Source organism: Pseudomonas agronomica, assembly GCF_025917275.1.
GTDB classification, from domain to species: Bacteria; Pseudomonadota; Gammaproteobacteria; order Pseudomonadales; family Pseudomonadaceae; genus Aquipseudomonas; species Aquipseudomonas agronomica.
The window spans coordinates 1-13,868 of the sequence record NZ_JAOSHO010000099.1 but is presented as its reverse complement, the minus strand read 5'-3'; the positions used below and the strand labels follow the sequence as shown (position 1 = coordinate 13,868).

At 62.4% G+C, this 13,868-nt stretch carries 9 protein-coding genes; 2 read left to right on the top strand and 7 right to left on the bottom strand.

Annotated elements, in window-relative coordinates:
* Positions 1–73: 73 nt before the first annotated feature.
* From OC610_RS10185 to leuC, 7 genes are all read right to left on the bottom strand, one after another.
* Positions 74–2,662, bottom strand: coding sequence for a FimV/HubP family polar landmark protein (locus tag OC610_RS10185; protein WP_264427685.1), 2,589 nt, complete (start codon positions 2,660–2,662; stop codon positions 74–76).
* 211 nt (positions 2,663–2,873) lie between these two features.
* On the bottom strand, positions 2,874–3,884 hold the full coding sequence (locus OC610_RS10180) for an aspartate-semialdehyde dehydrogenase (RefSeq protein WP_264427684.1): 1,011 nt from the start codon (positions 3,882–3,884) through the stop codon (positions 2,874–2,876).
* Between the two features lie 252 nt (positions 3,885–4,136).
* The gene (gene asd / locus OC610_RS10175) at positions 4,137–5,249 is read right to left on the bottom strand and encodes an aspartate-semialdehyde dehydrogenase (RefSeq protein ID WP_053185893.1); all 1,113 of its coding nucleotides are present in this window, start codon (positions 5,247–5,249) and stop codon (positions 4,137–4,139) included.
* 54 nt (positions 5,250–5,303) lie between these two features.
* Positions 5,304–6,386 carry a 3-isopropylmalate dehydrogenase gene (gene leuB, locus OC610_RS10170; RefSeq protein WP_264427683.1) on the bottom strand — a complete coding sequence of 361 codons (1,083 nt, stop codon included), beginning with the start codon at positions 6,384–6,386 and terminating at the stop codon, positions 5,304–5,306.
* Positions 6,387–6,443: 57 nt separating this feature from the next.
* Complete coding sequence (locus tag OC610_RS10165) at positions 6,444–7,208, bottom strand: class I SAM-dependent methyltransferase (RefSeq protein WP_264427682.1); 765 nt, start codon at positions 7,206–7,208, stop codon at positions 6,444–6,446.
* Positions 7,209–7,352: 144 nt separating this feature from the next.
* Positions 7,353–7,997: a 3-isopropylmalate dehydratase small subunit gene (gene leuD, locus OC610_RS10160; protein WP_030142033.1), complete on the bottom strand. Its 645-nt coding sequence runs from the start codon at positions 7,995–7,997 to the stop codon at positions 7,353–7,355.
* Positions 7,998–8,008: 11 nt separating this feature from the next.
* Entirely contained in the window at positions 8,009–9,427 is a 1,419-nt protein-coding gene (leuC, locus tag OC610_RS10155; RefSeq protein WP_264427681.1) for a 3-isopropylmalate dehydratase large subunit, read from the bottom strand.
* 157 nt (positions 9,428–9,584) lie between these two features.
* Between leuC and OC610_RS10150 the strand changes: the two genes are divergently transcribed.
* Together OC610_RS10150 and OC610_RS10145 are read left to right on the top strand one after the other, a co-directional pair.
* A complete protein-coding gene (locus OC610_RS10150; RefSeq protein ID WP_264427680.1) occupies positions 9,585–10,475 on the top strand; it encodes a LysR family transcriptional regulator in 891 nt (296 codons plus the stop codon).
* Between the two features lie 67 nt (positions 10,476–10,542).
* Complete coding sequence (locus tag OC610_RS10145) at positions 10,543–13,821, top strand: EAL domain-containing protein (protein ID WP_264427679.1); 3,279 nt, start codon at positions 10,543–10,545, stop codon at positions 13,819–13,821.
* The last annotated feature ends 47 nt before the right edge of the window (positions 13,822–13,868 follow it).

Sequence of the window (13,868 nt, the reverse complement as noted above, 5' to 3'; positions counted from 1 at the left end):
CCCAGACGCTACAAAAGACCTGCAAACAAAAACGGCAGCCCTCCCCGGCTGCCGTCTTTGTTTTATCGCTGACTCACGCCAAACGCGACAACATCTCCTTCGCTTCGCTCTTCTGCGTGGCGTCGCCTTCGCTGAGGACTTCGCCGAGGATATCCCGGGCGCCGTCGTTGTCGCCCATGTCGATATAGGCCTGGGCCAGATCGAGCTTGGTCGCCACTTCGTCGGTGCCGCTGAGGAAATCGAAGTCCGGCTCGTCGTCGGCGGTAGCCAGGGCATCTTCAGCCGTGAACGTCGGCTGGCCCAGACCGTCGGACAGACGATCCAACTCGGCGTTGACATCGTCCAGCTCGGATTCGAAGGCATCCTTTGGCTGGTCGTGCGCGTCCATCTCGTCAGCCAGGGACAGATCGAAATCCGCTGGCAATTCAAGATCATCAGACGGCGTATCGTCCAGGAGCGGCGTCTGCGCTGCTGGAACGTCCAGCCCCTTGAGGTCGTCATCGAGATCCAACAGGAAATCTTCGTCGGCCAAGGCCGGCGCCGGAGCATCGGCCCCCAGGTCCAGGTCGAATTCCGGCAGATCGTCCAGGCTTTCATTGGCCTGGGTCTGCTGCTTGAGCACCGATTCGAAACTCAGGTCGTCATCTTCCGGAAACGCGTCCAGTTCGGCCAGCGGCTCGGGTGCCGGGGCTGTCGGTGTCGTGTCGAGGTCTTCCAGGCTCAGGTCGAAAGCGCTGTCGAGCTCTTCATCGGTCGCCGGCTTGTCTTCCAGCAGATCCTTGACGTATTGAGCGTCCAGCTCAGCGGCCACGGCCGCTGCAGCCAGGCCAGCCGAGGCGGCGACGACCATGGCCGGGAAGCGACTCTTGAGCTGTTCGACCTGGGCGTAGTTCTCGCCATTGGCGACCAACTGGCGCTCCTGGGCGACGAACGCGTCGCGGTCGCCCTGCTGGCCGTAGACTTCCATCAGTTTCAAACGTAGGTCACTGCGCTGCGGCTCGGCCTTGATGCCTTGCTCAAGCAGGTCAGCCGCCTGGTTCAAGCGACCACGGTCGATGTGGGACTGTGCCTGGGGCAACACATCGTCGGAGCGGTCGGCGGCCGGGGCCACCAGCGGCGCGGCGATCGGTGGCGTAACAACCACGGGCGCGACCACCGGGGCTGGCTTCGGGGCCGGGGCCGGGGCTGGCTTGGGTTCGAGTTTTACGCTTGGGGGTGGAACCTCAATGCCCTCGAAGCTGCTCGGGGGCAGATCGAGCTCCGGGGAGAAGTCGGCCTCCTCCTCGAGGGCTCGGGCCATGCGCAAATGTTTCTCCGCTTCCTGCTGGGCCTTGCGGCGACGCGCCAGCAGCAACAGCAGCAGCAACAGGACCAACGCACCGCCACCAATCAGCCCCAGCAGGATCGGATTGGTCAGCAGGTCGTTGTATTTTTTCTCATCGGAAGCCGCCGGCGTCGGCTCGACCGGCGTGGCCGGCGGGGTCGCTTCAGGAGCCGCTTCGGGAGTCGCTGCTGGCGTGGTTGCTGGTGCTTGTGCCGACGGTGCGGGCGTCAGTTCTGCCGACATCGCCGGGGTCGATTGGCCCGCGGGCGGGACAGCGGCGCCTTCGCCCTGCATCTTGGCCAGTTGATTGTTCTTCAGCTCGATCAGACGCTGCAGCTTGTCCAACTGGCTCTGCAAATCAGCCATGCGGCTTTTCAATTCTTCGTTGTCGCGACGCGCCGAATCGAGGCTTTCCTGGGTCACGGCAAGCTTGTTGCTCAGCGCCTGGGCATCGCCCGCTGCCCCTTTGCCTTTGCCGCCCGCCTTCGCCGACTCGGCGGAAACCAGGCTCAGGTTATCGCGACCGGCGGCCTGTGCCGGCGCGCCTTCCTTGCCGCCACGCTTGGTGGCATCCAACTGTTGCCGGCCGTTACCCGCCACGCCCCGACGGCCCTGGCGCCAAGCGGCATTCTGGGCCGCCACTTCGGCGATCGCCTGGGGTTGCGGCAGCGCCGTGCTCTGCACCGGATCGGGCAGGCGCAACACCTGGCCGGTCTTGAGCAGGTTGATGTTGCCATTGATGAATGCGTTCGGATTCAAAGCCTGGATCGCCAGCATGGTTTGCTGGACCGACCCACCGTTGCGCACCTTGGCGGCGATTTCCCACAGGGTGTCGCGCGGCGTGGTGGTGTATTGGGACGGTTTGGTCGCGCCCGTGACCGGCGTGGACACCACTTGGGACGGTTTTGCCCGGGCAGCATCGGCGGCCTGTGGCGAGAATTTGGAAGGATCGAGCAGTACGCTATAGTCGCGCAGCAAGCGGCCGTTTGGCCACATCACTTGCACCAGGAACTTGACCATCGGTTCGGACACAGGCCGGCTGGACGTGACGCGCAGAACGCTCTTGCCGTTGGCGTTGATCACCGGGGTGAAGCTCAAATCGTTGAGAAAGGCTTGGCGATCAATGCCTGCCTTGGCGAACTCTTCGGGTGGGGCCAGGCTCGGCACGACTTCGGCAGCGGTCAGTTGCTGGACATCGAGCAGTTCGATTTCGGCCACCAGAGGCTGGTTCGGCGGCGATTTCAGGGTCAACTCCCCGAGCCCGAGCGCATGCGCCATACCGGAGGACAGCGCCGAGGCGGCCGCTATTGCTAACACCAGTTTGCGAACTTGAACCATAGCCTCTTCCTTTGTTTGAACATTCCTCGGCCAGCGAGAAGGTGTTGATGCCGCTGCCGTAAGGCATTGCGCGCAGCCCCGAAGCGACGGCGCGCGCGATCGTTTCACTCATGCCCGGGAAAGCATCCCCGGGAGGGAGGTTCGCCTTCAGCACTCTGGCCAAGCATAGCGCCCAGCTAGAATCATTCGACAAATTGTTGCCAAGTATCTTTTACAGCAGGTCTTTTATCAACAACTCAGCCACCTGCACCGCATTGAGCGCCGCGCCCTTGCGCACGTTATCTGACGTCAGCCACATATTTAGTTCCGCCGGATCGTCGATACCGCCGCGCACGCGACCGATGTAGACCACATCCTGCCCCACCGCATCACCTACCGGGGTCGGGTAATCACCCGCCTCCACCAGCTCGATACCAGGCGCCGCCTCCAGGGCTGCGTTGACCTTGGCCAGGTCAACAGGACCGGCAGACTCCACGGTCACGCTAAAGCTATCGCCAAAAAACACCGGGGCTTGAATGCAAGTGACGGAAATCTTTAACAAAGGTTGATCGAGCACTTGGCGCAACTCACTCACCAAGCGTTTTTCCAGCTGCGTATGGCCCTGCTCATCGGGAGCACCCACCTGGGCCAACAGATTGAATGCCATCTGCCGATCGAAGAATGTCGGTTCGAGCGGACGGGCGTTGAGCAACTCGGCGGTCTGGCGCGCCAGCTCAGTGACCGCAACGCGGCCCTGGGCCGATACGGCGAGGCTGGCGGTCAGGCTCACGCGCTGTATATCCAGGCATTGGCGCAGCGGTGCCAAGGCAACGGCCAGGACCGTGGCCGAAGGGCTGGGGCTGCTGACCTGCACAGGCCTGGACAGGTTGGCCAGCACCTGTGGGTTGGCCTCCGGCACGATCTGTGGCGCCTGGTCGGCTGGCAGCGCACCGGACAGGTCGATCAGTGCGCAACCGGCGGCCCTGGCACGCGGGGCAAAGCTCAAGGTAACCGCCGGCCCGGCCGCGAAAAACACCAGTTGGACTTTGCTGAAATCGAACTCATCGACCTCGCGCACCCGCACGTTTTTACTCCGGAACATCACCGAGCTGCCCGCCGATTCGCTGCTGGCCAGCAGGTGCAGGCTGCCGATCGGGAAGTCGCGCTCTTCAAGTATCTGGACGAGGGTTTCGCCGACAGTACCGGTGGCGCCGATCACGGCAATATCAAAGGACTGGCTCATGGGTCTACCTCAGGTAAAACGTGGGGAGCGGCACTTTACCGGGTGGTGGGTGGGCAGGCAATTGGCGGGAAGTTTGTGGTGATTGTGCCGGCCCCTTCGCGAGCAGGCTCGCTCCCACAGGTTTTGTGTTCACTGAAGATCCAATGTGGGAGCGAGCCTGCTCGCGAAGAGGCCAGTTCAGGCACTCAAAGCTGCTCCATAAAAAAACCCGCACCTCTCACAAGGCACGGGTTCTTTCACAGCCGCAATCGATCAACGCTCGAGCAGGATCCGCAGCATGCGGCGCAGCGGTTCGGCCGCGCCCCACAGCAGTTGGTCGCCGACGGTGAAGGCACCGACGAATTGCGAACCCATGTTCAGTTTGCGCAAGCGACCCACCGGCACGTTCAGGGTGCCGGTGACCTTGGTCGGGCTCAGCTCCTGCATGCTGGTTTCGCGGTTGTTCGGCACCAGCTTGACCCAAGGGTTGTGCTGGCTGATCAGGCCTTCGATGTCGGCGATCGGCACGTCTTTGTTCAGCTTGATGGTCAGCGCCTGGCTGTGGCAACGCATGGCGCCGATGCGCACGCAGATGCCGTCCACCGGGATCGGGCTCTTGAAGCGACCCAGGATCTTGTTGGTCTCGGCCTGGGCCTTCCACTCTTCACGGCTCTGGCCGTTCGGCAGTTCCTTGTCGATCCACGGGATCAGGCTGCCGGCCAGCGGCACGCCGAAATTCTCGGTCGGGTAGGCATCGCTGCGCATCGCCTCGGCGACCTTGCGGTCGATGTCGAGGATGGCGCTGGCCGGGTTGGCCAGGTCATCGGCGACGGCGGCGTGGGTCGCGCCCATCTGCTTGATCAGCTCACGCATGTTCTGCGCGCCGGCACCGGACGCAGCCTGGTAGGTCATGGCGCTCATCCACTCCACCAGACCGGCTTCGAACAGGCCGCCCAGGCCCATCAGCATCAGGCTGACGGTGCAGTTGCCGCCGATGTAGTTCTTGGTGCCCGCATCCAACTGCTGGTCGATGACCTTGCGGTTGACCGGGTCGAGGATGATCACCGCGTCGTCCTGCATGCGCAGGCTGGAAGCGGCGTCGATCCAGTAGCCCTGCCAGCCGGCTTCACGCAGCTTCGGGAAGACTTCGCTGGTGTAGTCGCCGCCCTGGCAGGTCAGGATCACGTCGAGGGTCTTGAGCTCTTCGATGCTGTAGGCATCCTTGAGCACACCGGTGTCCTTGCCCACGGACGGGCCTTGACCACCGACGTTGGACGTGGTGAAAAACACCGGCTCAATGAGATCGAAATCCTGCTCTTCCAGCATTCGCTGCATGAGCACGGAACCGACCATGCCGCGCCAACCGATCAGACCTACACGTTTCATCGCAACTACACCTTTACAAAAGTGGGCCACCGTCGAAGCGGTGGGCCCGAAAGATTACAGATTCCGCAGCGCGGCGACTACTGCATCGCCCATTTGCTGCGTACCGACTTTGGTACAACCCTGCGACCAGATATCACCGGTGCGCATGCCTTGGTCCAAAACCACGCTGACGGCTTTTTCGATCGCGTCGGCGGCATCGTTCAAGTTGAAGCTGTAGCGCAGCATCATCGACACCGACAGAATGGTCGCCAACGGGTTGGCAATGCCCTGCCCGGCGATGTCCGGCGCCGAACCGTGGCACGGCTCGTACATGCCCTTGTTGTTGGCGTCCAGGGAAGCCGACGGCAGCATGCCGATGGAGCCGGTGAGCATCGACGCTTCGTCGGACAGGATGTCACCGAACAGGTTGTCGGTGACGATCACGTCGAACTGCTTCGGCGCGCGGACCAGTTGCATCGCGGCGTTGTCGACATACATGTGGCTCAGCTCGATGTCCGGGTAATCCCTGGCCACCTGCTCGACCACTTCACGCCACAGTTGGCTGGAAGCCAGGACGTTGGCCTTGTCCACCGAGCACAGCTTCTTGCCCCGCACACGGGCCATGTCGAAGCCGACCCGGGCGATACGGCGGATTTCGCCTTCGCTGTACGGCAAGGTGTCGTAGGCCTGGCGCTCGCCGTTTTCCAGCTCGCGGGTGCCGCGCGGAGCGCCGAAGTAGATACCGCCGGTCAGCTCACGGACGATGAGAATGTCCAGGCCGGAGACGATTTCCGGCTTCAGGCTCGAGGCATCGGCCAGTTGCGGGTAAAGGATCGCCGGACGCAGGTTGCCGAACAGGCCCAATTGCGCACGAATCTTCAGCAGGCCGCGCTCAGGGCGGATGTCGCGTTCGATCTTGTCCCATTTCGGGCCGCCCACAGCGCCCAGCAGCACGGCGTCGGCAGCACGGGCGCGGTCGAGGGTTTCATCGGCCAGGGGCACGCCGTGCTTGTCGATGGCCGCGCCACCGATCACGTCGTGGCTGAGCTCGAAGCCCAGGCCGTACTTGTCGTTCGCCAGTTCCAGGACCTTGACCGCCTCGGCCATGATTTCCGGGCCGATGCCATCACCTGGGAGAATCAGAATCTGCTTGCTCATGCTTTCCTCGTTTGTTCGGTTTTCGGCACCACCCGCTGGGGCTGGCCGGGAAAAATCCTATCGCTCGGCCCACAGCACCAGCACATCTGTACTGAACGAACCATCGGCCTCAATCTGAAAATATTCACGCACTTCGTCGCCCATCGAACGTTGCAGCTCAAGGATCGCCGCACGCATCACCTCGGGGGTGCGCATGCGCTCGACCCAGGACTGGTATTCCAGGCGCAGGCGCTGGCGCGAAGTACTGCGGGTGTGCAGCCCCGCTTCGCTGACCTGGCGCAACCACTCGTCAGCGGAATAATCGCGCACATGACTGGTGTCGCGCAGCACTTCGACACTTTGCAAGTAGGTGTCCAGAAGCGGCATGCCCGGCGACAGGATGTCGATGAACGCCATCACCCCGCCCGGCTTGAGCACCCGGCGCACTTCTCGCAGCGCCAGGCCGAGATCGCTCCAATGATGCGCCGAATAACGGCTGAACACGAAATCGAACTCACCGTCGGCGAACGGCAGCCGCTCGGCGGCGCCACGCACCGTGCTGATATTGCCCAGGCCGCGCTCGGCAGCCGCGGCTGTTACCACATCCAACATCTGCTGCGACAGGTCGTAGGCCACCACCTCACCGGCCAGCGGTGCCACGTGGAAACTCACATGGCCGGCGCCGCAGCCCAGGTCCAGCACACGGGCATCGCCACGACCGGCCAACGCTGCCTGTAGCAGCGCGAACTCAGCGCCCTGGGCGTGCACGGCACTGCTCAGGTAGGCCGAGGCCTGTTCACCGAATTGCTTTTGTACGACTTGGCTGTGGGCGGTGCTGGTCATGGGTGGTTTCCTTTTTGGTGTTGTGTTGCCTGGGCGGGCCTCATCGCGAGCAAGCTCGCTCCCACAGGTGTTTTGTGAACACCACAAATTCCCTGTGGGAGCGAGCTTGCTCGCGATGAGGCCGGTACTGCCTACATCAATCCATCAAGCATCGCGAAACAACCAAGGCTGACTCGCCCGGTGCTTGGCTTCGAACGCGGCAATCGCCTCGCCGTCCTGCAAGGTCAGGCCGATGTCATCCAGGCCATTAAGCAGGCAATGCTTGCGGAACGCATCGATCTCGAACCCCAGCACCTTGCCGTCGGGACGGGTCACGGTCTGGGCCGCCAGGTCGATCTGCAATTGATAGCCGGGGTTGGCCTCGACCTGCTGGAACAGCTCATCCACTTCGGCGTCGCTGAGGATGATCGGCAGCAAGCCGTTCTTGAAGCTGTTGTTGAAGAAGATGTCGGCATAGCTCGGCGCGATGATGCTGCGGAAACCGTACTCCTCCAGGGCCCATGGCGCGTGCTCGCGGCTCGAACCGCAGCCGAAGTTCTCTCGGGCCAGCAACACGCTGGCGCCTTGGTAGCGCTCGGCATTGAGCACGAAATCCTTGTTCAGCGGACGCTTGGAGTTGTCCTGGTACGGCTGGCCCACATCCAGGTAACGCCATTCGTCGAACAGGTTCGGGCCGAAACCGGTGCGCTTGATGGATTTCAAGAACTGCTTGGGAATGATCTGGTCAGTGTCGACGTTGGCACGATCCAAAGGCGCGACAAGACCGGTGTGCTGGGTAAAAGCTTTCATGCTGCGCTCCTTCAGATCAATTCGCGGACGTCGACGAAACGGCCATTGACGGCCGCCGCGGCGGCCATCGCCGGGCTCACCAGGTGCGTACGGCCACCGGCGCCTTGACGGCCTTCGAAGTTACGGTTGGAGGTGGAAGCGCAATGCTCGCCCGACTCCAAACGGTCCGGGTTCATGGCCAGGCACATCGAGCACCCCGGCTCACGCCATTCGAAACCGGCTTCGAGGAAAATCTTGTCCAGGCCTTCCGCTTCGGCCTGGGCCTTCACCAGGCCAGAGCCTGGGACCACGATCGCCTGCTTGATGGTCGAGGCGACCTTGCGGCCCTTGGCGATCACGGCAGCGGCGCGCAGGTCTTCGATCCGCGAGTTGGTGCAGGAACCGATGAACACGCGATCGAGCAGAATGTCGGTGATCGCCTGGTTGGCGCTCAAGCCCATGTACTTCAAGGCGCGGACAATGGAATCGCGCTTGACCAGGTCCATTTCCTTGGCCGGATCCGGTACGTTCTGGTCCACGGCCAGGACCATTTCCGGCGAAGTACCCCAACTGACTTGCGGCTTGATCTGCGTCGCGTCGAGCTCGACCACGGTGTCGAATTTGGCGTCCGGGTCAGAGACCAAGTCTTTCCACGCCTCGACCGCCATGTCCCATTCCGCGCCTTTGGGCGAGAACGGACGGCCCTTGACGTATTCCACGGTTTTTTCATCGACGGCCACCAGGCCGACGCGAGCGCCGGCTTCGATGGACATATTGCAGATGGTCATGCGGCCTTCGACGGACAAGTCGCGGATCGCGCTGCCGGCGAACTCGATGGCATGGCCGTTACCGCCAGCGGTGCCGATCTTGCCGATCACGGCCAGGACAATGTCCTTGGCGGTCACGCCGAACGGCAACTTGCCCTCGACGCGCACCAGCATGTTCTTCATTTTCTTGGCGACCAGGCACTGGGTGGCGAGCACGTGCTCGACCTCGGACGTACCAATACCGTGGGCCAAGGCACCGAATGCGCCGTGGGTCGAGGTGTGCGAATCGCCGCAGACCACGGTCATGCCCGGCAAGGTCGCGCCCTGCTCCGGGCCGATGACGTGGACGATGCCTTGGCGCACGTCGTTCATCTTGAATTCGACGATGCCGTATTCGTCACAGTTGTCGTCGAGGGTCTGGACTTGCAGGCGCGAGACCTGGTCGGCAATCGCCTCGATGCCGCCCTTGCGCTCCGGCGTTGTCGGTACGTTATGGTCCGGGGTCGCGATGTTGGCATCGATGCGCCACGGCTTGCGCCCAGCCAGGCGCAGGCCTTCGAAGGCTTGCGGCGAGGTCACTTCGTGGATGATGTGACGGTCGATGTAGATCAGCGCCGAGCCATCGTCGCGCTGCTTGACCAAATGCGAATCCCAGAGCTTGTCGTAGAGCGTTTTGCCGGCCATCAGACGGTTTCCTCATCAGCTTGTTTCTATGCCCCGGGTCTTGAACGGGTCAATGACCCCTTGGCTTGTGAGGCTGATGGTATGAGGCTACATTAAATAACTCAAATTCATATTTTTCATACTTTGCATAACCAACAGGAATTCGAATAAGACGGCCATGGACCTCGCCAACCTCAACGCCTTTATTGCCATCGCCGAGACCGGCAGTTTCTCCGGTGCCGGCGAACGCCTGCACCTGACCCAACCGGCCATCAGCAAGCGGATTGCCGGTTTGGAACAGCAGCTCAACGTGCGCCTGTTCGATCGGCTGGGCCGTGAAATCGGCCTGACCGAAGCCGGTCGGGCCCTGCTGCCACGGGCCTACCAGATCCTCAACGTGCTCGACGACACCCGCCGCGCCTTGACCAACCTGACCGGTGAAGTCACCGGGCGCCTGACCCTCGCCACCAGCCACCACATCGGCTTGCACCGCTTGCCGCCTTTATTGAGGGAGTTCACCCGACGCTATCCACAGGTAGCGTTGGATATTCAGTTCCTGGATTCGGAAGTGGCCTACGAAGAAATCCTCCATGGCCGGGCAGAACTGGCCGTCATCACCCTCGCCCCCGAACCCCACGCGCTGGTGCGCGCCGCGCCCGTGTGGGACGACCCCTTGGATTTCGTCGTGGCCCCGGAACATGCGCTGCTGGAAAACGGCGCGGTGAGCCTGGCGGACATTGCGTTGCACCCGGCGGTGTTCCCGGGCGGCAACACCTTCACCCATCACATCGTGCGGCGATTGTTCGAAGCCCAGGGCCTGACGCCAAACATCGCCATGAGCACGAATTATCTGGAAACCATAAAGATGATGGTCTCCATCGGCCTGGCCTGGAGCGTTTTGCCGCGCACCATGCTCGATGAGCAGGTGGCGCGCATTCCTTTGCCGGGCATACAGCTCAGTCGCCAGCTAGGCTATATCCTGCACACCGAACGGACGCTGTCGAACGCCGCGCGGGCCTTCATGGCTCTATTGGACGCACAAATCGATCTGCCAGGGACAAAGGCATAAGTTGTGCTAATCCTATAGGGCCACTACGCCTGCGCATAACGCCCATCTGCCCAAGGCCCGCTAGAGAATGCCCAAACCCGCTGACCATATCCCGCCCCTGCCGCGTATCCAGGCGCTGGACCCGAAACGGTCCGAGCAAAGCTGGGACAGCGCGCCACAATTGCTGGCCGCCCTGAACGGAGCGCGGTTGGGGGCTTGGTCGTGGGACATCGATACCGGGCAGATCAGTTGGTCGCGGGGCACCCAGGCATTGTTCGGCTTCGATCCGCGCCAGCCGTTGCCCGCAGACGTGGATTACCTCGACCTGCTGCTGCCTGAGGACCGGGCCAAGGCCATGCGCGCGTTTCATGCGGCGGTGGCCGGCGCACCGCTTGAACAGGCGATGCACCACCGCATCGTCTGGCCCGACGGCAGCCTGCACTGGCTGGAAATCAGCGGCAGCGTGCTACCCGACAAGCACGGTCGGCCGCGCATGATCGGGGTCATTCGCGAAATCACCCACCAGCGCGAACGGGAACAAGCGCTGCGCAGCTCGGAAAAACGCTTCGCCACACTTTTTCACCTGTGCCCGAACATGGTCCTGCTAACCCGTCAGGAGGACGGGCTGATCAGCGAAGCCAACCAGTATTTCGAAAGCCTGTTCGGCTGGCCCGTGCACGATGTAATCGGCCGCACTACCTTGGAACTGGGCTTGTGGGTAGACCCCAGTCAACGGGCGAAACTGGTGGAAGCGACCAAGGCAAAGGGCGAACTGATCAGCATGGAAGTGGAATTCCGAGCCAGTAACGGCCAGGTCCACAACGGTATTCTCAGCGCACAGAAAGTCGAGCTCGAAGGCCAGCCTTACCTGCTGAGCACATTCCTCGACACCACCGAGCGCAAACTCGCCGAACAGGCCCTCAAGGACAGCCAGGAGCGCCTCGACCTGGCCCTCGACTCGGCACAACTGGGGACCTGGGACTGGCACATTCCCAGCGGCATGCTCTACGGCTCGGCCCGGGCAGCGCAGCTCCATGGCCTGGAGCCCAAGGCATTCCACGAATCGTTCGACGCGTTTTTCGAAGGCGTGCCCACCGAGGAACGCAACAACATGCGCAACGCCTACCGCAGCCTGCGCGAAGGCCCGGCGGGCAACTATCAACTGACCTACCGCGTGCAACTGCCGGACGGCAGCTCGCGCTACCTGGAAAGCCGCGCCCGCCTCTACCGCAACGACGACGGCAGCCCCCTGCGCATGGCCGGCACCTTGCTCGACATCACCGACCAGGTGGAGCGCGAACAGAGCCTGGCCGCCTCGGAAGAAAAATTCGCCACACTGTTCCAGGTCAGCCCCGACCCGATCTGCGTCACTCACCAGGACGACGGCCGATTTATCGAAATCAACTCCAGCTTCACCCAGACCTTCGGCTGGGCCGTCAGCGACGTGCTTGGCCGCAACGCCGACGAGATTGGCCTGTGGGACGCTTCAGGCAGCAGCCTGCAACGCATCGAGCGGGTGATTCGCGAGCAATCGCTGAGCAATGTCGCCGTGGTTGTCTATCACAAGAACGGTCAGCCGCTGACCTGCGTCATTTCCAGCCGCCAGATCAACGTCGGCAACCAGCCCTGCATCGTCACCACCCTGCGGGACATCACCCAGCAGCAGCGCTCCGAAGCGGCGCTCAAGGCCAGCGAGGAAAAATTCGCCAAGGCATTCCACTCGAGTCCGGATGCCATCACCATCACCGAATTCGAGAGCGGTCGCTACCTGGAGGTCAACGACGGCTTCTGTCGCCTCACCGGCTATCGTGCTGACGAAGTGATTGGGCATACGGTCTACGAAGTCGGCATCTGGGCCGAGGAGAAACAGCGCGCCGCCTTGCTGGCAGAGCTGCAGCTCAAGGGCCGCGTCCTTCACCAGGAGATGCTCGGGCGCAACAAGCGCGGGGAAGTCCTCACGGTGGAGGTATCGGTCGAACCCATCACGCTCAACGAGAAGGCCTGCCTGCTGCTGACCGCCCGGGACGTGAGCCTGTTGCGCAACGCCGAAGCACAGATCCGCCACCTGGCCTACCACGACCCCCTGACCAACCTGCCCAACCGGGCACTGCTGATGGACCGGCTGAGCCAGCAGATCGCCTTGCTCAAGCGCCACAATCTGCGCGGGGCCTTGCTGTTCCTGGACCTGGACCACTTCAAGCACATCAACGACTCGCTCGGTCATCCGGTGGGCGACACGGTGCTGAAGATCATCACCGCACGCCTCGAAGCCAGCGTGCGCCTCGAGGATACCGTGGCGCGCTTGGGCGGCGACGAGTTCGTGGTACTTCTCAGCGGTTTGGAGGGTACGCGCGGCGTGGTCAGCCAACAGGTGCAGAACCTCGCCGACACCCTGCGCGAACTGCTTTCCGAGCCGATGTTCCTCGACGGGCAACGGCTGCAAGTCACGCCAAGCATTGGCATGGCACTGATTCCAGACCACGGCACTACGCCCACCGACCTGCTCAAGCGCGCCGACATCGCGCTGTATCGCGCCAAGGATTCGGGACGCAACACCTCGCAGATGTTCCACACCACCATGCAAAAAGCCGCCAGCGAACGGTTGCGCATGGAAACCGACCTGCGCCAGGCCTTGGCCCGCAACGAGTTCAGCGTGCATTTCCAACCCCAGGTCGATGCCCGAGACAACCGCATCATCGGTGCCGAAGCCCTGGTGCGCTGGCATCACCCCGACTTGGGTGCCCAGTCGCCCAATGAATTCATCAAGGTCCTGGAAGACAGCGGTCTGATCCTGGAGGTCGGGACCTGGATCCTCGATGAAGCCTGCGATGGCTTCAGGCAACTGATCGCCAAGGGCAAGATCGATCCAGCGCAATTCAGCCTGTGCGTGAACATCAGCCCACGGCAATTTCGCCAGAGCGACTTCGTCGAACGCATCGAAAACAGCCTCGCCCACCACGGCCTGCCGTGTGGCATGTTGAAACTGGAAATCACCGAGGGCATCGTGATCCAGAACCTGGACGACACCATTGCCAAGATGCGCCGGCTCAAGAAGCTCGGGGTGAGCTTCGCCATGGATGACTTTGGCACCGGGTATTCGTCGCTGACGTACCTCAAGCGGCTACCGGTGGACACGTTGAAAATCGATCAGTCATTCGTGCGCGACGCCACCAGCGACCCGAACGACGCCGAAATCATCCGCGCCATCGTCGCCATGGCCCGCAGCCTGAACCTGGTGATGATTGCCGAAGGCGTGGAAACCTTGGAACAACTGCAGTTCCTGCAAGGGCTCGATTGTCATTTGTACCAGGGTTATCTGCACAGCCGGCCGTTGCCTCTGGAGGCTTTTGAGCGGTTGTTGCCGTGACATGGAAACGCGGCGGGGAACCCTTGTGGCGAGGGGATTTATCCCCG

Coding starts and splice junctions, on each gene's coding strand:
- OC610_RS10185 (WP_264427685.1), bottom strand. CDS start 2,662: ATGGTTCAAGTTCGCAAACTGGTGTTAGCAATAGCGGCCGCCTCGGCG.
- OC610_RS10180 (WP_264427684.1), bottom strand. CDS start 3,884: ATGAGCCAGTCCTTTGATATTGCCGTGATCGGCGCCACCGGTACTGTC.
- asd (WP_053185893.1), bottom strand. CDS start 5,249: ATGAAACGTGTAGGTCTGATCGGTTGGCGCGGCATGGTCGGTTCCGTG.
- leuB (WP_264427683.1), bottom strand. CDS start 6,386: ATGAGCAAGCAGATTCTGATTCTCCCAGGTGATGGCATCGGCCCGGAA.
- OC610_RS10165 (WP_264427682.1), bottom strand. CDS start 7,208: ATGACCAGCACCGCCCACAGCCAAGTCGTACAAAAGCAATTCGGTGAA.
- leuD (WP_030142033.1), bottom strand. CDS start 7,997: ATGAAAGCTTTTACCCAGCACACCGGTCTTGTCGCGCCTTTGGATCGT.
- leuC (WP_264427681.1), bottom strand. CDS start 9,427: ATGGCCGGCAAAACGCTCTACGACAAGCTCTGGGATTCGCATTTGGTC.
- OC610_RS10150 (WP_264427680.1), top strand. CDS start 9,585: ATGGACCTCGCCAACCTCAACGCCTTTATTGCCATCGCCGAGACCGGC.
- OC610_RS10145 (WP_264427679.1), top strand. CDS start 10,543: ATGCCCAAACCCGCTGACCATATCCCGCCCCTGCCGCGTATCCAGGCG.